The organism is Terrisphaera buseokensis, from assembly GCF_047521145.2.
GTDB lineage: Bacteria > Verrucomicrobiota > Verrucomicrobiia > Opitutales > Opitutaceae > ER46.
The window spans coordinates 4,198,021-4,218,330 of record NZ_CM134186.1; the positions used below are offsets into that span (position 1 = coordinate 4,198,021).

General features: G+C 65.9%; 14 protein-coding genes. 6 read left to right on the forward strand and 8 right to left on the reverse strand.

What is annotated here, in order from left to right:
* The first annotated feature begins 15 nt into the window (after positions 1 to 15).
* The 6 genes from ACLJEU_RS15720 to ACLJEU_RS15745 all read left to right on the forward strand — a co-directional run bounded on the left by ACLJEU_RS15720 (position 16) and on the right by ACLJEU_RS15745 (position 6,212).
* A complete protein-coding gene (locus ACLJEU_RS15720) occupies positions 16 to 894 on the forward strand; it encodes a tetratricopeptide repeat protein (protein WP_414661492.1) in 879 nt (292 codons plus the stop codon).
* 203 nt (positions 895 to 1,097) lie between these two features.
* The gene (locus ACLJEU_RS15725) at positions 1,098 to 1,868 is read left to right on the forward strand and encodes an ABC transporter ATP-binding protein (RefSeq protein WP_414661491.1); all 771 of its coding nucleotides are present in this window, start codon (positions 1,098 to 1,100) and stop codon (positions 1,866 to 1,868) included.
* A gap of 91 nt (positions 1,869 to 1,959) precedes the next feature.
* The gene (locus ACLJEU_RS15730) at positions 1,960 to 2,751 is read left to right on the forward strand and encodes an ABC transporter permease (RefSeq protein WP_414661490.1); all 792 of its coding nucleotides are present in this window, start codon (positions 1,960 to 1,962) and stop codon (positions 2,749 to 2,751) included.
* A 126-nt stretch (positions 2,752 to 2,877) separates the two neighbouring features.
* Complete coding sequence (locus ACLJEU_RS15735) at positions 2,878 to 3,846, forward strand: ABC transporter substrate-binding protein (protein WP_414661489.1); 969 nt, start codon at positions 2,878 to 2,880, stop codon at positions 3,844 to 3,846.
* 111 nt (positions 3,847 to 3,957) lie between these two features.
* Positions 3,958 to 5,220 (forward strand): class I SAM-dependent methyltransferase, encoded by a 1,263-nt coding sequence (locus tag ACLJEU_RS15740; protein WP_414661488.1) that lies wholly within the window; start codon positions 3,958 to 3,960, stop codon positions 5,218 to 5,220.
* Positions 5,217 to 6,212 carry a small ribosomal subunit Rsm22 family protein gene (locus tag ACLJEU_RS15745; RefSeq protein WP_414661487.1) on the forward strand — a complete coding sequence of 332 codons (996 nt, stop codon included), beginning with the start codon at positions 5,217 to 5,219 and terminating at the stop codon, positions 6,210 to 6,212. Before ACLJEU_RS15740 ends, ACLJEU_RS15745 begins: the two co-directional genes overlap by 4 nt.
* A gap of 96 nt (positions 6,213 to 6,308) precedes the next feature.
* Here the strand turns inward: ACLJEU_RS15745 and ACLJEU_RS15750 are convergent, their stop codons facing one another.
* The 8 genes from ACLJEU_RS15750 to ACLJEU_RS15785 form a co-directional block, all read right to left on the reverse strand.
* Positions 6,309 to 7,010 carry a 3-keto-disaccharide hydrolase gene (locus ACLJEU_RS15750; RefSeq protein WP_414661486.1) on the reverse strand — a complete coding sequence of 234 codons (702 nt, stop codon included), beginning with the start codon at positions 7,008 to 7,010 and terminating at the stop codon, positions 6,309 to 6,311.
* Between the two features lie 29 nt (positions 7,011 to 7,039).
* On the reverse strand, positions 7,040 to 8,512 hold the full coding sequence (locus ACLJEU_RS15755) for a DUF1501 domain-containing protein (protein ID WP_414661485.1): 1,473 nt from the start codon (positions 8,510 to 8,512) through the stop codon (positions 7,040 to 7,042).
* A 132-nt stretch (positions 8,513 to 8,644) separates the two neighbouring features.
* Positions 8,645 to 11,887, reverse strand: a complete 3,243-nt coding sequence (locus ACLJEU_RS15760; protein WP_414661484.1) for a DUF1553 domain-containing protein — start codon at positions 11,885 to 11,887, stop codon at positions 8,645 to 8,647.
* Positions 11,888 to 12,078: 191 nt separating this feature from the next.
* Complete coding sequence (locus ACLJEU_RS15765) at positions 12,079 to 13,443, reverse strand: polysaccharide pyruvyl transferase family protein (protein ID WP_414661483.1); 1,365 nt, start codon at positions 13,441 to 13,443, stop codon at positions 12,079 to 12,081.
* A gap of 69 nt (positions 13,444 to 13,512) precedes the next feature.
* Positions 13,513 to 14,892 (reverse strand): hypothetical protein, encoded by a 1,380-nt coding sequence (locus tag ACLJEU_RS15770; protein ID WP_414661482.1) that lies wholly within the window; start codon positions 14,890 to 14,892, stop codon positions 13,513 to 13,515.
* A gap of 217 nt (positions 14,893 to 15,109) precedes the next feature.
* Positions 15,110 to 18,493, reverse strand: coding sequence for a TonB-dependent receptor domain-containing protein (locus ACLJEU_RS15775; protein WP_414661481.1), 3,384 nt, complete (start codon positions 18,491 to 18,493; stop codon positions 15,110 to 15,112).
* A 167-nt stretch (positions 18,494 to 18,660) separates the two neighbouring features.
* Positions 18,661 to 19,710 (reverse strand): FecR family protein, encoded by a 1,050-nt coding sequence (locus ACLJEU_RS15780; RefSeq protein ID WP_414661480.1) that lies wholly within the window; start codon positions 19,708 to 19,710, stop codon positions 18,661 to 18,663.
* Between the two features lie 2 nt (positions 19,711 to 19,712).
* On the reverse strand, positions 19,713 to 20,267 hold the full coding sequence (locus tag ACLJEU_RS15785; protein WP_414661479.1) for an RNA polymerase sigma factor: 555 nt from the start codon (positions 20,265 to 20,267) through the stop codon (positions 19,713 to 19,715).
* Positions 20,268 to 20,310 lie beyond the last annotated feature (43 nt).

Sequence of the window (20,310 nt, forward strand, 5' to 3'; positions counted from 1 at the left end):
GCTCGTTTCACGCTCATGACGTCCCCGCGCGCGCGCTACCTCAGCCTGCTGCTTCTGCTGTGCACCGGAAATCTCCGGGCCGCGGAACCGTTGGCCGCCGCGATCGCGTTGGTGGAAGCCCGCCGCTATCCGGAGGCCCGCGACTTGCTCGAACCCATGGTCGCCGCGGATCCAAAAAACGCCGCCGCCGTCCACTATCTCGGCCGCGTGATCGTCGCCCGCAACGATCCCACTGCCCTCGAGGAAGGCGTGAAACACCTCGCCGCCGCGGTGCAACTGGAGCCGAACCGCGCCGGCTATCAGGCCGCCTACGGAGCCGCGGCATTGCAGCTGGCCGGGCGCAGCAACTCGCTTTCGTACGCCACCAAGGGCCGGGACGCCCTGGAAAAGGCCGTCGCGCTCGACCCCAAGAACCTCAACGCCCGTGAGGGCTTGTTTCACTTCTACCAGCGCGCCCCGTGGCCGATCGGCAGCAGCGCCAAGGCGGGGGCGCAACTCGACGCCATTCGCCAGCTGTCGCCCGATCTCGCGACGGTGCTGAGCGTGACGACCAAAGTAACCGCGAAGGACTACACGGCCGCCTTCACGTTGTGCGGCGACGTGCTCGCGCGGGATCCGGCCAATTACACTGCGCTGTATCACTACGGCCGGACCGCATCGATTTGCGGCCAGAACCTCGAGCAGGGCCTCGTCCATCTGCAAACCTGTCTCACGCTAACGCCACCGACGCCGGCGTCACCGACCCACAGCCACACCTGGCAGCGCATCGGCAACCTGCGGGAACGCCTGCAACAGTGGGACGAGGCCCGCGCGGCCTACGAAACCGCACTGAAGATCGATCCGAGCAACCGCCAGGCCTCGGACGCGCTCGCGAAGTTGCCCGCGAAGTCCTGAACGAGCAGTCGCCCGCAAATGACGCGAAGGGCCGCGAACGGGAAGGAGGCAGGCCACCCCCTCACCGAGCGGGAAAATCGGGGAAAATCGCCGGACTTCGTCTTGCGTCTGGATTCGCGTCATTCGCGGGAGATCCCCTGCATGATCCTGCTGCGCGCTTTCCCGCTCGCCCTCTTTCATCGCGGTCGCCACTCCTTCAGCGCATGTCGGCGGTATCAGTCGTGGAATTCAAGGACGTCTCCAAGCGCTTCGGCGAGGGACCGCTCGTGCTCGATCGCCTTTCCTTCGGGGCGCGCCCCGGCGATTTCATTTCCCTGATCGGTCCGAGCGGTTGCGGTAAATCCACGGCGCTGCGGTTGATCGCAGGCCTGAGTCCAGTCTCAAGCGGCCGGCTGTCCGTGGATGGTCGGACGCCGGACGAGGCGGCCGCCGATCTCGCGTTTGTCTTTCAGGAACCGACCCTGCTGCCGTGGCTCACCGTCGCGCATAACGTGGAGGTGCCGCAGAAACTCCGCGGCATCCCCGCGCCCCAGCGCGCGACCACCACGGCGCGCGTGCTCGAACTCGTCCGGCTCGGCGAGAAGGCCGCCGCGTATCCGCGCCAGTTGTCCGGCGGCCAGAAAATGCGCGTCTCGATCGCGCGCGCCCTCGCCCAGGCCCCGAAGATTCTGTTGCTCGACGAACCGTTCGGCGCCCTCGACGAGATGACGCGCGAACACCTCAACGAGGAACTGCTCGACATCCGGCAGCAGGAGGCGTGGACGGCGTTTTTCGTCACGCACTCGGTCGCCGAGGCCGTCTTCCTGTCGAACCGGATTTTTGTGATGTCGGCCAACCCCGGCCGGATTCACACCGAGGTTGTGGTGCCGCTGCCGTATCCCCGTACCGAGGACACGCGCCTGTCGCGTCCCTATCATGATCTGGTCGCCGAGGTGTCGCAGATCCTGCGCTCGGTCGAGAACTACACGGTATGAACGACGCCATCGTCCCGATCCTCGCGCAATCTCGTTCCGACGCGCTCGCCTCGCTTCGTTCGCTTCCGGTCGTTCGCGCCGGTCATTGGTGATGTCGCGCCCGCTCTTCAAAATTCTGCTGCCCGCCGCGGCTGGCGCCTTCGTCGTGGCGCTCTGGTACGGCCTGCACTTTTACCTGTCGGAGGAAATGCGTTTCCTGCTGCCGACGCCCGGAGCCATCCTCGAGGCGTTCCGCGACAATCACGACGTTCTGATCCGCGCCGCTTGGAACACCAGCAAGGGCGCACTGATCGGCTTTGGCCTGGCCATCGCGGTCAGCTTCGGTCTCGCGCTCCTGCTGTCGCTGTCGTCCCTGGTGCGCACGAGCCTGTATCCGTTTCTCATGGCTCTGCAGATGACGCCCCTGCCGGTGCTGGCGCCGATCTGCGTGATCTGGGTCGGCGCCGGTTTGAAGAGCGTGTCGCTCCTGACCTTCGTGATCGCGTTTTTCCCCCTCGTGGTGAACACGACGCAGGGACTGATCTCCACTGATCGCAATCTGGTCGAGATGTTCAACCTCTACCGCGCGAGCCGCTGGCAGCAGCTCTTCCTGCTGCGCGTGCCGTCGGCGCTGCCGTATTTCTTCACCGGCCTGCGCATCGCCGCCACGCTCGCGCCAATCGGCGCCGTGGTCGCCGACATGAATGCCGGCTCGTCGGCCGGCGACGGCGGCGGACTGGGTTTCCAGGCCGTGATCTATTCCGCGCAAGCCAAGTATCCCGCGCTGTTCGCGACCGCGGCGACGACCTGCATCCTGGGCTTCATCCTCAATGCCGCCGTGCTGACGATGGCGTGGTTCGCGATGCGCCACTGGCACGATTCGTACGAGCGGGCGGATCGGTGAATCGAATGGCTCCCGTGAGCACCGGGCTCCAGCCGGCGTCCTTCGCAGGCAAGCGGGACGCCTGCGCTCCCAACGAATAGTGCGCCGGTCCTCTTGCCGTCCTTGGATTTCAATTCTCATTCCCTCATGCCGCCCCTCCGCCCCCTCTGTTTAGCTTTGCTCACGGCCACCGCGCTTTCCGCCGCGGACAAGCCGCTCACCAAGCTGACGGTCCAGCTCGACTGGGTCGCCGAGCCGGAGCACGGGGGGTTTTATCAGGCGGAGGCCCGCGGTTTTTTCCGCGCGGAAGGTCTCGACGTCACGCTGATCCAGGGCGGACCGGGCGCACACGTCATGCCCAGCGTGGCGACCGGCAAGGCGGACATCGGTCAGGCCGACAGCACCAACACCCTGCTCCAACAGGCCGAGGGCCTCCCGGTGGTGCAGTTCGCCGCAGTGTTTCAGGACGACCCGTCGGGCATTCTCGTCAACGCCGACAGCAGCGTGCGCACCTTCGCCGATCTCAAGGGCAAGCCGATCATCGCGCGACCCGAGTGGGCGTTTCTCAAATTCCTCGAGAAAAAATATGCGCTGAAGTTCACGATCATCCCGCAGAATTTTTCCGTCGCTGCGTTCCTCGGCAACAAAGAGGCGCTCCAGCAGGGCTACTTCATCGCCGAGCCGTACCACATCACGAAGGCCGGCGGCAAGGAACCGCGCTTTCTCTCGACCTGGGACGCCGGCTTCCGCGCGTACGCAGTGCTCGTGACCGGGCGGAAATTCGCACGCGATCACCCGCGTGAGCTCGAGGCGTTCCTGCGCGCGTACATCCGCGGCTGGCGCGATTACCTCGAGGGCGATCCGACTGCGGCTCACGCCGCGATGAAGCAGGCCAATCCCACCAACACCGACGAGTTCATGCTCTACTCGCGGAAAATGATTCTGGCCGAAAAGCTCGTCACCGGCCGCGACGCCGGTGGCGGCCCGCAGGCCATCGGCCGCCTCGATCCCGCGCGCTACGTCACGCAGATCGCCCAACTCGAGGAGCTCGGGATTCTGCCCAAGGGCAAGATCACTGCCGCGAAGGCGCTGACGACCGAGTTCCTGCCGAAATAAGCGCCGCCCGGGCCGCGCCCGACGGGTCCGCGCGGCAGCACTCCGCGACGGGCCCGCGCGGCCCGCGTTTCCTGCTTCACGTTTGGCCGCGCTGCCCGCCTACTCGGCGCGATGCCGCAACCTTCCGCTCACGATCGCTTCCTTGCCCTGCTCCACACCGCGGTCCAGGAGGACACGCTGGTCAAGCTCACGCTCGGCAAGTACCGCGGCAGCGACGCCTCACTGAAGAACGTGTTCATCCGGCCCGTCCGCTTGAAGGTCGGCCCGCACTTCGCGTTCGTGTGGCGCCACGCCACGCGGGACGTCACCAAGAATCTTTCGCCGGAGGAAACCCTCCAGCAGGTCGCGGCGCTGGTCGGTCGCGATTTCCTCGACGCCCATCTTTTCACCGCCACGGACAACGCCCAGTTCGAATCGAAACCCGAGGGCGACGCCCGGCTGCGCGTCACAAAGAATTCCGGTGCGATCTCCCTCGCCCCGGCCACGCACAATCGCGCCAAGTCGCATCTGATTCCAGTGAACGCGCCCTGGCTGCGCGCGCTGGGCGTCGTCAACGAACGCGGCCATCCGCGCGAGGGCATGGCGGACAAGTTTCGCCAGATCCAAAAATTCGCCGAACTGCTCTCACACCTCCTCGACGAATCATTCCCGCCACCGACTGAAGCCGTCGCCCCCTCCGCACCTGACGCAGCCGACTTACCCGCTGCCGTTGCCGCTCCCATCGTTCCGTCCGCCGCGCCGGCGGCTCCGCTGCAGGTCGTCGACATGGGCAGCGGCAAGGGCTACCTGACCTTCGCGCTCGCGGAAATCCTCAGCGACCGCGCGTCAATTCACGGCGTCGAAGTGCGGCCTGAACTCGTCGACCTGTGCAATCGCGCTGCGCGCGATCACGGCTTCGCGTCGCGGCTCACATTTACCGCCGGCACGATCACCACGGCTCCGGTCGCGGCGTGCGACGTGCTCATCGCGTTGCACGCGTGCGACACCGCCACCGACGATGCGCTCGCCCGGGGCATCGCGGCCAACGCGCGGCTCCTCGTCGTCGCGCCGTGCTGCCAGAAGGAACTGCGCTCGCAGCTGACCGCGCCGCCGGTGCTCGCCGGGGCGCTGCGCCATGGGATTTTCCAGGAGCGCCAGGCGGAGTTTGTCACCGACGCCCTGCGCGCGCAGCTGCTGGAATGGGCTGGCTATCGCACCAAGGTCTTTGAGTTCATCTCCACCGACCACACTGCGAAGAATCTCATGATCGCCGCCATCAAGTCCCACGCCCCGGGCGACGCCCTTCGCGCCAGCCGCGTCCGCGAGTTCGCCGCGTTCTACGGCATCCGGACCCAACGTCTCGCCGGCCATCTCGGCCTCTCGCTGGCGTCATGACCTGGGACGAGCTCGACTGGTCCATCCTCGAGCGGCTGCGCGGCCGCTTCCTCAGCAACGCCGCCGCGGCCGGTCCGTATTGGGAATCCGCGGACGACCTCGCGAACTACGATTACACCTACGGCGAGCGCATCGGCTGGAAATGGGATCACGTCCTGCGCGAACTCCGGCTCCGCAACTGGCGTCCGCGTGCCCGCACCGTATTCGATTGGGGCTGCGGCAGCGGCGTGGCCGCGCGCCGGGTCATCGCCGGCTTCGGCCCCGAAAACTTTGACGCACTCACGGTGTGGGACCACTCGCCACTCGCGTGCGACTACGCCGCGGCCACCGCGCAGCAGGCGTTCCCCGCGCTCACGCTCACGCAGGCCACGCCCGGACTGCTGGCCGCGCCAACGCCGATCGGCCTGCTTGTGGTCAGTCACGTGCTGAACGAACTGCCACCCGACGCCCTCGCGGCCCTGCAGGCACTGATCGCCCGGGCCGACGCTGTGCTGTGGGTCGAACCCGGCACGCACGTCGTCAGCCGCCAGCTCAGCGCGCTACGCGACGACCTGCGCGCGACGTTTCAGATCGTCGCGCCGTGCACGCATGCGAATCCGTGTCCCGTGCTGACGCCGGGTAACGAGCGCCACTGGTGTCACTTCTTCGCGCCGCCGCCCCCCGAGATTTTCGCCGATTCCAACTGGGTGAAATTCGGCCAGCGCGCCGGCATCGATCTGCGCAGCCTGCCGTACTGTTTCATCGCCGCGGAGCGGGACGACGCCGGCGGGACGCCTGCGCTCCCGGGGCTGTCCCGCGTGATCGGGCGCGTCGAGCACTACAAGCCGTACGCGCGCTGGTTGAACTGCGACGCCAGTGGCCTCGTCGAACTCGAGCTGCCGAAGCGCGCCGACTCGGCGCTGTTCAAGCAGCTCGAACGCACCAAGGCGCCCTTGGTGTATCGCTGGCACCGTGACAGTGACAAGGTCACCGGCGGCGAGAGCCTCGGGTGATCTGGTCCCGGGAGCGCCGGCCTCCGGCCGGCACGGCCGAGAAATGCTGCGTTCAAATCGAGGCAGGCGGGACGCCTGCGCTCCCGGGGAACGCGTTTACTTCAGCTCGCGGATTTTGATCGACCGGTAGCTCACGACGTTGCCGTGATCCTGAAACGCGATGTGGCCGCGCGCGAGCGTGGCGAACTTCGGCACCGCCTTGAACTTGCTCGCGGCGATCAACGCCTTGCCTTCGGGGCTCGCGAGATCAGCCGCCGCGGCCTTCGTGCCATTCAGCCAATGCTCGACCTTCCAGCCGCGGACCACGATGCGCGACGCGTTCCACTGCCCCGCCGGCTTCGCCAGCTCGCGCGGAGCGCCCTTCCCGAGATCGTACAATGAACCGGCGAGGTGGTTGTCGAGTTTGTTGTCCGTGGCCTTGGCGTTGTCCAACACTTGATACTCCGGGCCCGTGCGATGCGGGGCGCTGTCACCGAGACCTGCGCGATAGATCACGCCGCTGTTTCCGCCCTCGGAGATATTCCATTCGAAACTCAGTTCGAAATCCCCGTATTCGGCCGCCGTCACGATGTCGCCCGCCTTCGGGGCCGTGAGCACGAGCGCGCCGTCCTGCGCCTTCCAACCGGCACCGACCGGCTCGGTCTTGTAGCCGCGCCAGCCGGCGAGCGAGGTGCCGTCAAAGAGGAGTTTCCAGCCGGCGGATTTCTCCGCGGCGGAGAGCGTATTGGGCTCGACCGCGAAGAGCGGCGACGCCGCCACAGCCACGACGAGGGCGAACAAAGGGGTGCGTAGGTTCATCGCCCTCTTCGCTAAGGCCCCGCCCCCGCTCAGGCAATCACGTCCTTGACGACTTTGCCGTGCACGTCGGTCAGCCGGTAGCGCCGGCCCTGGAACTTGTACGTGAGCCGCTCGTGGTCGATGCCGAACAAATGCAGGATCGTCGCGTGCAGATCGTGGATGTGCACCGGATCCTTCGTGATGTTGTAGCCGTATTCGTCGGTCTCGCCAAACGTCAGGCCCGGCTTCACCCCGCCGCCCGCCATCCAGATCGTGAAGCACCGCGGATGATGATCGCGGCCGAAGTTGCCCGCCTTCAGCAGACCCTGACAGTAATTCGTGCGGCCAAACTCACCGCCCCACACGACCAGCGTGTCGTCGAGCATGCCTCGTCGCTTGAGATCGGTGATGAGCGCCGCCGTGGCGCGATCCGTCTGCTGACACTCGCGCTTGATCGCACCCGGCAGGCCACCGTGGTGGTCCCAGTCCTGATGATACAGCTGGATGAACTTCACGCCCCGCTCCGCGAGCCGGCGCGCGAGCAGGCAGTTCGCCGCAAACGTCCCCGGCTGCCGCGCCTCCTCGCCATACTCCGCAAAAATGCTCTCGGGCTCGTCCTTGAGGTTCGTCACCTCGGGCACGCTGGTCTGCATCGCGAACGCCATCTCATAGTTCGCGATGCGCGCGGAGATCTCGGCGTCGGGCGTACCGGCAAACTGATGCTCGTGCAACTCCCGCAACCGATCGAGCGCGAGCCGGCGGTTCTCCGGCGCCACGCCCGCGGGATTGCCGAGATAAAGCACGGGATCGCCGCCCGAACGAAAACGCACCGCCTGGTGTTTAGCCGGGAGAAAGCCCGAGCCCCACAGATGCGACATCAACGGCTGCCCCTTCTTGTCCTTCGTAATTAGCACCACGAACGACGGCAGGTTCTCGTTGTCGCTGCCGAGGCCGTAGTCGAGCCACGAACCGAAACTCGGCCGGCCCGGAATCTGCGATCCGGTCTGCATGAACGTGACACCGGGGCCGTGATTGATCGATTCCGTGTACATCGATCGTACGATGCACAGGTCATCCGCCACGCGCGCCGTGTGCGGCAGCAACTCGCTCATCCACGCGCCACTCTGGCCGTGCTGCTGGAACTTGAACGGCGAACCGGCGATCGGAATCGAGCTCTGGTTGCCCGACATGCCCGTGAGCCGCTGACTGCCGCGGACGGCATCGGGCAGCTGCTCGCCGTGCCGTTGGTTGAGCAGCGGCTTGTGATCGAAAAGATCGAGCTGCGACGGACCGCCCGATTGGAAGAGATAGATGATCCGCTTCGCCTTCGCCGGAAAATGCAGCGGCGGGCGCACGGCACCGGCCGTCGCAGCCGGCGCCGCTTGCGCCACGCCCCGACCGAGCAGTTCGGCGAGCGCGATCCCGCCAAGCCCGAGCGCAAGCCGGTTCAGGCATTCGCGCCGGCTCAGGCGAAGCCACGGTTCTTCACCCGTGCAGAGCGAGGGATTGGGGATTGGGTTCATCCTGAGCAGATCATTTCAAACCAAGGCAGGGTGCCCACGGAACACACGGAATACACGGAAATCGAACCAAGCGGCTCGGGGAATTCCGTGTGTTCCGTGGGCAAAAATCCGGGGCTTTCACGTAATAACTCATCACCGTTTCACCACGAATCCATCGTGATTCATGAGGGTGTTCACGACCGTCGCGGCCGCGGCGATCTCAGGCGCCGGCAAGGTGGCGTCGGGCGGCGTGTCGCCAATTTTCACATACTGGGCGGCCTTCTCCGGCTGCTGGCGAAACCAATCCCGCTGTTCGTCGTACATCCTCGCCAGCACGCGGCGCTCGGTCACGTCCGGCTCGCGGCACAGCAGCCGGCGAAACGCCTGGTCGAGCAACTCATCGCGCCGGCCGCCAAAATCGCGGTGCAGTTTCTCGGCGAGCACGCGCGCGGCCTCGACGAACTGCGGCCCGTTGAGCAGCACGAACGCATGCAACGGCGTGTTCGTGGTGTCGCGCCGCGCGACACACACCACGCGCTTCGGCACGTCGAAGGCTTCGAGCATCGGCGCGGGGCCGTTGCGCCGCCAGAACGTGTACACGCTGCGCCGGTACAACTGCTCGCCCTTGCCGGCGGGCGCGGGCTTGAACGACTCCGGAATGTCGTAGGTGTACACCGGCGGACCGCCGATCCTCTCGACGAGCAGTCCGCTCACCGCGAGGGCGTTGTCGCGAATCATCTCCGCCGGCAGCCGGTGACGCGGTCCGCGCGCGAGCCAGATGTTTTCCGGATCGTCCGCCATCACTTCCGGCGCGGCGAAGCTCCGTTGCCGGTAGGCATGCGACAACACCATGGTCTTGAGCAACGCCTTCACGTCCCAGCCGGTGCGCACAAACTCGCCCGCGAGCCAGTCCAGGATCGCTGGATACTCGGCGCGATCGCCCTGGCTCCCGAAGTCGTCGACGGTCTTGACCAATCCGCGGCCAAAAAGTCCCTGCCAGAACCGATTCACTGTCACGCGGGCGAGCAACGGATGCTGCGGATCCGTCAACCACCGCGCGAGGCCCAGGCGGTTGCGCGGCTGATCGCGGGGAAAGGCCGGCAGCGCCGCCGGGGTGTCCGGCTCCACTTTCTCGCCGCGCTGATCGTACTCGCCGCGCTTCAGCACATAAGCGGTCTTCGGCTGCGGCAGTTCGCGCATCACCATGATGTCCTTTGCCTCGTCGGCCAGTTTCGTCTGCGCCGCGCGCGCCTGCGTCAACGCCGCGAGTTGGGCCCGGAACGGTTCGTCCTCATTCGCCAGATACGCGTCAAACCGCTCCTCCGCTTGGACCGCGGGCGTCCCCGCCGGCATCTGCTCCGCCGTCCGGGCCGAAAACAGCTCCCGCACCTCGAGCCGCGTCAATTCCCGTCCAAACACGCGCAAATCATCCACCAACCCGCCCTTGAACCCGCGATCGCGAAAACGTTCGCCGAGCGCGATGGTGTCGCCGCCGCCGCCGGTGATGTCCTTCGTAAGATGATCGCGGATGACGTCCGTGGCCGCCGCCTCGCCGTTCACGTAGACGCGCAGACCGGCGGCCCGCGACGAACCGTCGTTTGTCACGGTCACCTGCACCCAGGTGTTGATCGGCAACGGCTGCGTGGCGCGCACCGAAATCGCGTCGCCGGGCCAGAAGTGAATCAACGACCACTTCAATCGGCCTTCTTCGATCAACAACTCGTAGCCGCGACTGCCGGCGTCAGTCCACGCCCGTGACCGGTGCAGAATAACCGCGCGCTCCTTCACGTCCGGCGTCTGAATCCAGAGCGAAAGCGTGAACGGATCGTGCCGCTGAAAATTACCGAGCGGCGTCGTGACGGCGTGATCGCCCGTGAGCTTGACGGCGAGACCGGTGCGACCCGGCACGGATTCGTTTTCCTTCGGCGTCGCAGCGATCTGTTCCTTGCCGTCCTTCAAAATGGAACTCGCGAACCGTGCCAGCGGGGTCGCCTTTTCGGCCGCGGGCTCCGGCGCTTCCGCCGGGGTCGTCGTCGCGGCTTTGGCCTTCGCCTTGCCCGAAGCCGGAGGAGCAGGCGGCGGCGGCGTGGTGTCGCGGTGATCGAAATCGAAGCGCGCGAGCTCGCCCTTCAGCGTGAGCGGCGCCCCGCCCTGGCTCGCCAGCCAGCTTGCGAACGCAGCCCGCCGCGAGTCGCGCACGGCGGCGAGTTTCGCCTCGGCTGTTTTCACGGCCGCCGTTGCCGCGGCGTACTTCTCGCGGTGCGCCGCATCCGGCAGCCACATCGCGGGCGTCGGCGCCGACTGGGTGAAAAACGAGTAGAGGCCGGCCTCGTCGATGTCGTCGAAGAACGCGAAGAACTGGTAGAAATCCTTCTGCTTGATCGGATCGAATTTGTGGTCGTGACAGCGCGCGCACTCGAGCGTGAGCCCGAGAAACGCCGTGCCGAACGTGGTCACGCGGTCGTTGATGTAGTTGACGCGATACTCCTCCTCGACCGATCCGCCTTCGCTCTCCTGCGGATGCAACCGATTGAACGCCGTGGCGAGAATCTGTTCGTCGGTGGCCTTCGGCAACAAATCGCCCGCCAGCTGCCAGGTCACGAACTTGTCCCACGAAAGATTCTGGTTGAAAGCCTTGATCACCCAGTCGCGCCACGGCCACATGTCGCGTTCGCGATCGACCTGGAAACCGTAGCTGTCAGCATAGCGCGCGACATCCAGCCAGTCGACGGCCATGCGTTCGCCGAAGCGGGGCGATTGCAGCAGGCGCTCGACGAGCCGCTCGTACGCTTTCGGATCGGGATCGCGGACAAACGCGTCCACCGCCGCAGGCGTCGGCGGCAGGCCCGTCAAATCGAAGGACACGCGCCGAATCAGCGTAGCGCGATCGGCCTCGGGTTGGGGCCGCAGCTGACGCTTCGCGAGACCCGCGACCAGCAGGCGGTCGATCGGGTTGTGCAGGCTCACGCCGGCGGGGAGCACCACCGGCGCAGCCGGCAACTTGACGGGCTCCACCGGCGCGAACGACCAGTGCGACTGATACGGCGCGCCTTCATCGATCCAGCGTTTGAGCGTGTCGATCTCCGCCGGACTCAGTCGGCCCAGCTTGGAGTCGGGCGGCGGCATCACTTCCTCCGTATCCGTGCTGGTCACACGGAAGATGATCTCACTCTCGGCGCTCTTGCCGGGCAGAATCACTGCCACGCCGTCCTTCAATCGAAACGCGCCTTCCTTCGTATCAAAATGGAGCTTCGCCTTGCGCCCTTCCGCATCGGGCCCGTGGCAGTGGTAGCACTTGTCCGACAGAATGGGCCGGACGTCGCGGTTGAAATCCACGGCGGCGACGGCAGCGACCGGGGCGGTCAGCAGAAACGCGAGTGTAAGACGGGGTGACAAGCGGTCAAAACGTGCGGCGTCTCCGGGCTCCGCGCAACTCTTTGCCGCCATGGACTGGCCCTGGGACAAACGTTGGGACAAGCCATGGGACCGCGACCGCCCTCGGTCGCAAATCGCCCGAAGCGACCGGGGGCGGTCGCGGTCCTAGGCCAGGTCCCATAGCCAGGCTGGCTACCGTTTCCAGGTTCGCGTCACGCGACCTTGCACGCCTCGCGCACCGCCGCGACCATGCGTTTCTGCCGCGCTTCGACGGTCGACATGATCGCCTTCACCTTGGCGCGTGCCCCCGCCGGATCCTTGTGGATGGCTTCGAGCCGCGACCACAGCTGCGCGCCGTTGGTCTCGTCGACTTCGAAGAACCAATCGTTCGCGCCGATATCCCGGTACATTTGCCCCTTGCACGTATCCGTCGGCTGGCGGACGTAGAACGTCGGCGTGCCCGTCTGCAGCGCAATCAACGGCGAGTGGCATTCGACGCTGATGACCGCCTGGGCCTTCGCATAAATCGAGGCCGCCTCGTCGGGGAGCCAGTAGGTGTCACGCCACACCACGTTCTTCTTGATCTCCGCTGGCAACGGATCGACGAGCACTTCCTTCCCCATCTCAACCTGGTAGGTCATCTCGGCGCAGACCATGACCTTATTGCCCGTGTGCTTGACGTACGAAACGATCATCTCGCGCAGCTTCGCGTGATCCTTCTCGGTCGTGCGGTCATTGATCGCGTCCTTGATCAGGTCGTCGGGCCCGCGCGCTGTGTTGCGGATCTTGTAGTACGGCGTGTAACGCAGCCGCGGAATCACGCTGATGAATTTTCCCGCCTCCAGCTGGTTGGCCGCCAGCCAGGCCAGGCCTTTGGCGTCGTCCCGCAGATGCATGCCAAGCTGGGCGTCGGGCCCGAACTCGACGATCGGCGACTTCACGCCCTGCGCCTTCAGGTAATCGCGCGTGATGGTGTCGCGGCAGAAGAAAAACGCCGCGCGATCCATGATGTAGCGCAGATCCGTACTGAGATGCGTGGGGGGAAGTTTCAGCGCGCGCTCGCGCAGACTGACGAGCGTGCCGCCCTCGGGATCGCGGCTGCCACCGATGCCGGAGATCGGATCGTTGCTGACGCCGAACACGCCCACCGGCTTGCCCGTGGCCTTCTGGAAACTCACCGCGTGCGCACTGGCGGGAAACCCGGAACCCGAACCACTCAGGTAAAGATCGGCCTCGGCCCACGCCTTCGTCAGCGCCGGCGTCGTGGGCTTGTCGTCCTTCACGCTGCCCTCCGCAATCTTCAGCCGCGGATAACCCTTCGTGAGCAGGTCCCGCGAGCCGTGGCCGAGACTGCCCGGCCACAACGTGATCTCCGCCTCGGGAAAGTGTTTCTCAATCAAGCTCAGCGCGCCGGGCGTGTGCCCGATGTCGCCGATGTTCACGCTTTGCCAGGAACTGCGCAGCAGGATGCGGGGCGGACGACCCGACTTGGCTGCAGCGGCCAAAAGGGGCGAACGCAGGGCGGTCGCGGCGACACCAGCGGCGGCAGTGGAGGCAAGAAAGTGACGACGGTTCATGGCGAGAGGAAGAAGGGTGACAGGCTGAAACGGGTTCTGGCGGCAGCTACGAGTGTGAGCGAGTGGAAATCATCCGCCGGCCGCAGCCTTTTCCAACCACGCTCCCAGATCGGCGATGAAGACCGAGCGCGTGTCATTGTGCACGCCGTTGAACACGACGTACCGGCCCGACTTGTCCCACACGGGGTGGCCGTCGATGCGAAACTCCGAGGTGAGCTTGCCGGAGTCGCTGCGCCGCGCGCGGACTTGCGCGATGACGGTCTCGCGCTTGCTGCGGAGATCGATCAAGCGCAGCGGCGCGGTGCCATCGCCGCGCGTCACAGGCTCGGTGTGGTACGCGTCGGTGATGAGAAACGGCCGCGTCGGATGCATTGACGGATGCCCTGATCCCACCGGAAAGATCGAATGCAGATCGGCGCCATCGTAACGGACCTGCACGATATCGAGGCCAGCCGTATCACCGTCCCGGATGCGCAGGTTCAGCGTGATGTGCTCGCCGTCGGGCGTCCACATCGGGTGATGCCCGCCGCGGGCGTACTGCTTCGGCGTCACCGCCACGCGGATGTCGGTGCCATCCGGCTTCATCGTCACGAGCGTGAGCAGTCGCACCGGACTCGCCTTGGCCGGATCGGCCCAGCGCAGAAACGCCATCACCCGCGTGCCCTGCGGATTCCAGCGAATCTGGAAGAGATAATACTCAAAGCGCTGCGGATGCTCGACCGCGATACTCGGCACGGCGCGTTCGTAGATATCCTTGATCGACGCAATCATCCGGGTCCGGCCCGTGGCGATCTCCGTGAGATAGAGGCCGTCGGTCGCGACCGGACCGACATTCCGCGGCGTCCGGTCTTCCGGCAGCACGACGCCGTAGCCGACCTGGATGCGGCGCGACGTGATCAGGTTGTACGACGTCAGAAACTTTCCGTCCGGCGAGACCGTGAAGACGGTGCACTCGATTCTGCGCTTCGCACCCGTGACGGGATTCAACTGCACTGCGAACGGCGTCCACGTCGCCGGATCGACATCGTTGAAAAACAGATCGGCGTCCGTCGCGCCCCACTGCACGTTCGCGCCCATCTGCGTTTCCCAGCCGCGCGACTGCGCGACGACGCGCTCCTGCGCCGTCTCGAGATCAACGAGGACCACGTCACCGGACTCGCCCGGCTGCGGGGTGCGCACTTCGTTCGGCAGGCGGAACAACGCGACATAGCGTCCGGATGGACTGATCGGCGAGGTGTCGAAGAAGCGGTGAATGATCCGGTTCGTCGCGATGCGAACGATCGGCACGACCGCCTCGAAGTCGGTGCACGCCGGAAACCGGTTGAAGAACGCGGGCGGCTTCATCGCGCCCGACGCCGCCGTTGGGCCGGACGAAGCCGCCCAGAGCGATGCCGTCGCGCCGGCGGCAAGTGCCGTGGTGGTCTGGGCGAGGAAGGCGCGGCGATTCATGAGATACAAAGGGAGCTACGACGGAACTGGGCAGAACAACTCCCGCGAATCACGCAAACGGACGCGAATTTCAGCGATGAACCCAAGTTAATCCGCTCCCAAACAGCCTCTCGTGCGGGAGAAGGGTTTTGCACTGATCTGATTCGCATCAATAGGTGTGATTCGCGGGCCACTGAATTATCGACCAAAGCCAGGCGGGAAGCCCCTGACCTTGGTATCAATACGTGCCCTTGAACCCCACGTACCACGTGGCGCCGTAGTTGATCCGTCCGCGGATGATGCGATCGCTGGGCGTCGACGGCCCGTAGGTCACGGTGTCTTCGTTGGCCGAGTTGACGTTGCGACCGGTGACGAACACGGAGATTTTCCGCGTCAGGCGATACTCGGCCGACACGTCCGCGATGGCCCGCGATTGCAGATAGGTGATCGTGTTGGGCTCGGCTCCGGCGGTGGTTACGCGCCCCTGCTCGATCTCGCCGCGGAGATTCACCGCCACGCGCGCCGTGAAGCGCTCGCGACTGAACGTGACGCCGTAGTTGAACGTCTTGCGGACGAACCCGCTGAAACTCGCCGTCTGCGAGCCGGTGCGGCGCTGAAGCGTCAGGTTGCCGAAGACCGTGAACCCGCGCGCCCAGTGCGGCAGGAACACAAGGTTCTGCCGGTAATCGAACTCCGCGCCGGTGACGCGCGCATCGCCGACATTGCTGGTCGTGCTCACCTGGTAACCAAGGGCCTGGCCGTATACGTCGGGATCGATGCCGAAGGGCTCGAGCAGATCGTCCGACGCCGGGCGCAGAGTCGTGCCCCAGAAATCCGTGATGTCGCGGCGATAGCCGCGCACGGACACGACGCCGGTCGAGGGCTCGTTGAAGTAGTACTCGAGCGCGAGACCGTAGCTGTCGGCGAACCACGGCTTGAGGCCCGGGTTCGTCAGGGTGATCGTCCGGTTCGTCGACTCGGTGTCCGGAAGATTCATCGAGGGCAGAATATTGCCGAAGTCCGGACGATTGAACGAACGGCCGTAAGATGCTCGCGCGATCAAATCGGGCCGAATCTTGAAAGAACCGTTTACGCTCGGGAAGAAGTCGTCGTAGGTCGTATTCGTGCTGGCACCACGCTCGATGTAGGCGAGCTTCGTGCCCGCGAGGGTCGCGAGCGGCGCCACCACGACCGGACGTCCGGCCGAGTCGCGGACGATCTGGCCGCTGGCGTTGCGCTGGTAGATCCGGGTCGGGTCAATCAACGGACCATTGCCATCGTCCTCGGTCCGCTCGTAGCGCACGCCACCGGTGACCTGGAGCCGGCCGTTCAGGAAGCCGGCGTCCAGCCGCAGATACGGCGCGAGGATGGTCTCCGTGATGGCCTGCGAGGTGGTGACCTGGCTGCGATACGCGGTCACGGCCTCCGCTTCCGTGCTGGTGAAATACTCCGGATGCGCGCGATAGGTCTCGCCGATCTTGTTCAGATCGAACCACTGCATTTTCGGGCCGAACTTGAGTTCGCGTTGGGAGTAAATCGGATCGAACCACTGCGCGGCGCTGTCGTCCGGCGTGCGGGCCGTGCGATCCGCGCCGACGAAATTACTGCCATAGGTCGGCCGCTGCAGATCGCGGGACTCCGTACGAATATCCGCGCCGGTCTTCACCGTGAGCGGCACCACGAAGTTGAAGTCGCGCTTCAGAAAGGCGTTGAGGGTGCGCACGGCGGCGGCGCTCGAAAACGTCTGGCCGGACACGCTCTCGAGATTGTAGTTGGCGAGCGAGTACGGGTCCACGTCGCGTACCCCGGCGGCGTCCTTCACCGAAACGATCGACGGATGATCCTCGGTGAGGCCCTGGAAGCGGACCGTGACATTGCGGAAGAAGGCATTGTTGCCGAGGAAGTAGCCCTTGTTAGAGTAGTGATTGGTCGCGCCGGAGTAGGCGCCGCCCACCTGCCACTGCCACACCGGGCCGTTGTGCTTGTAACGGAAGCTGGGGGCAAAACTCGTATTATTCTTCTCGCGCGCGTCCGTGAGGATTTGCACGAAGCCCGCGCCCGCCACGCCCTGCGTGAAGTCCCGGCCGAATGACGCGACGCGGCCCGTGTCGAAGTTCAGCTGCCGCACCCAGAATTTCTGGGAGTGGTAGAAATACTGGAAGCCGAACGTGAGCACATCGGCCGGCGACACGCGCCAGTCGGCGGACAGGCTCAGCGAATCGCGGACGGTGATCTTGGGCCGCTCCTGCAGGCGATAGCGCGCGAGGTACGGCAAATCGGGCGTGGTCGCGGGAAAGTTCGCCGACTGCGCCGCAACCGTCGGCACCCAGTCTTGGGTGATGCCGGGACCATTGTTGCGCGTCCGCGACGCCAGGCCGCTGGCCGCGAAACCGAAGTTGCGCGAGAGCGGCACGACGGCGCTCAGTTCCAGGTTGGGCTCGAACACGTAATCCTTTTTCGCAAACGGATTGGGCTCCTTGCTCAAGCTGAAGTCGTCGCCGCGGAACGAGAGGTGCGACCGGATCGTGTACTGCGGCCGCGAGCGCTCGAACGCGCTGCGACTGATCAGATTGACCGAGCCGCCGATCGCGTTCGCCGGTGAATCGGGGTTCTGCGAGCGCGACACCTCGACGCGCGCGAGGCTGCCGACGGCGATGTTCTCAAACTCAACCTGGCGGTTGGCGTTCGAGCCGGTGGCGCTCGCGATGCCGTTTCCGTCGAGCATGATGGGCGTTCCGCCGGGCGGCACGCCGCCGATCGACATGGTCAAGCCGTCGCTGCCGCTGCGATTGAGCGTCACGCCCGGCATGTACTTCGCGAACTCACCGACGTTGCCGTCCGCGATGTCGCCGAAGGAATCGGTCGAGACGATGTTCTTGATCTCGGCGGCGAAGCGCTGCTCGTTCACCGCGACGTCGGACGCCGCCATGTCGCGTTTCGCGGCGACCGTGAACGCATCGAGCTGCACCGTGGCGTCGCCCGCGGCATCCTTGGCCGAACGCAGATTGAAATCAGCCTCCACCCGGCGCCCGGTCGTCACGTTTACGGTGAGCGTCTCGGCGGGAAAGCCCGTATAGAACGCCTGCACCCTCGCCTCGCCTGCCGCCACGCGGGGAAAACTGTAACGGCCGTACTCGTCGGTGAACGTCTCGAGCCGTTGCGCCTCGATGACCACCCGCGCGTTGTTGAGGTAGCTGCCGGTGCGTTCGTTGAAGATGCGTCCTTCGATCGAGCCGGTGGAACTCGCGCCCGCGGTTGCGACCGCCGCGACGCGATCGACTGTCAGCGCGCCCGTGCCGCGATCCTGCACGACCCGCAGTTCGGTGCCGGCCACAAGCCGTTCGAGGGCTTCGCGGGGCGCCAGCTCGCCCTTGACGGCTTGCGTCCGGACTCCGGCCACCTTGTCGCCCGAAAAAAGAAACTGCCCCGCAGCCTGTTCAGCGAAAGCCCGGAGGGTGATTTCCGCCGCTCCCGCCGGAATGTCGAACAGGCGCCGGCTGGGCTCGGCGGCTTGAGCGGAGGCCAGGAGCAGGCCGGCGACCTGCAGCACGAGAGCGACCAGACCCAGCGAGGTCCGGCGGCGCTGCGGGATAAAAACGGGAAGACGGAAGAGGCGATTCATGGAGGGGTTCAGGCGCGTGGAACACCACGCTCCGCAGTCCAAGACTGTGACTGCGGCGTTTTCCGTTACGACCAACTAAAAAAATCGCATCGCGCGAACCCGGGAGCTCAGGCCTCCGGCCTGCAACCTCGCGTCTTTCGTTGGCAGGCGGGACGCCTGCGCTCCCGTCACCGCGCGGGCAGCAACACGGTCTCGGTCGGCGTGCGCAGTTCGACCTTCACGTCGACCATCTGCCGCACCAGCCGCAGAAAGCCATCGAGATTGTCCGCGCGGAACGTCCCGGTCAGCGTGCGCGTGCTCAGCTTGGGATCGCCGAGCGTCAGCCGGTGCCGGTTGTAACGGTTGAACGCCGCCACCACCTCATCGAGCGTCGTCGCGCTGAACACCAGGCGCGTGCCCTGCCAGCCGAGCGCCTCATCGATTTCAGACTGGGCCACCTCGCCCACCGCCACCGCGGCGGTCATGCCGGCCACGCGATCGATCAGGACGCGCTGGCCCGCCACGAGCGCGGGCGGCGGCGCGGCGACGACAGTGGGCACCACCGGAGCGGTCGCCGACGCCTCCATCTGCACCTTGCCCTCGGTCACGAGCACTTCAATGGCCGCGGCCTCAAGTCGGACATTGAACGCCGTGCCGACGGCACGGACGGTCACCGGGCCGGCGGTGACGTAGAACGGTCGCGTCGGATCCTTCGTCACGACAAAATGCGCCTCTCCCTCGGTCAGCCGCACACGTCGTTCGGTGGCGGAGAACTCCACCTCGATCCGGCTCCGGCCGTTGAGTTCGGCCACGGATCCGTCGGGCAGCGTGCGGCTCTGCAGCGTGCTCGCCAGCACCCGGATGTTGTCCGGTAACGCGGTTTCCAGGGGCGGCACCGGTTTGAACCGCTGCCAGCCGGCGATGCCGACGGCAATCGCTGCGGCCGCGCCGAACGCGCCGAGCGTCCACTGCCAGCGGCGACGGCGTAACTGCCGCGCGCGTGCGGTCCGTACGACCTGGTCGGCCATCGTTTCCAATTCCACGACGCCCCCGATGCGATCGAGTCCTCGCCACGCGGCTGCCACGTGCTGGAGGGCCAAAGCGTGCTGCGGATCGGCCCGTTCCCACGCTGCGAAGTCGGCCGCCTCGCGCGCGGAAAACCCGCGATCGCGACGGGCCACCCACTCGGCCGCCGTCTGCGCCAGCGCCGGATCGTAACGCTCAGGATCCGCAGCCATCGTCAGCGCAGCGCCTCCAGGCCGCGGGAATGCAGATACTCGGCACAGCGACGCGTGCCCTTGGCCGCGAGCGCTTCAACCGTGTGCTCGGCGATGCCGAGCAGCGCGGCGATTTCCTTTTGGGACAGGCCCTTGATTTTGCGGAGGAGAAGAACTTCACGGCAGCGCTCGGGCAGCGCGTGAATGGCCTCGGCCTGCAACGCGAGCTCCTGCTTGCGGCAAACCAACTCCACCACATCGCTTCCCTCCTCCAAGACGGCGAACTCGACGTTTTCCGTTATGGGAATCAGCTCGGCGCGCCCTTTGCGCTGGATGAAATCGCGCACGGCATTCCGCGCGATCGCGAAGAGCAACGGCTTCGGCGATCGGATCGTGCCGGTGGATTTCGCCCGCATCATTCGCGCGAAACAGTCCTGCACCAGGTCGTCGACATCCGCCAGCGTCGGCAATGACTGCCGCAGGTACGACCGCAGCGGCGGTTCGTGCGGCAGCACCTCTTCCGCAAACCACCGCGACTGGTCGTTGAAGGTGAACGGCTGGGTGGGCGGGGAACTCACGGTGGCGGGGTGAACAGCGGCAGAAGTGACGACGCATGCGACG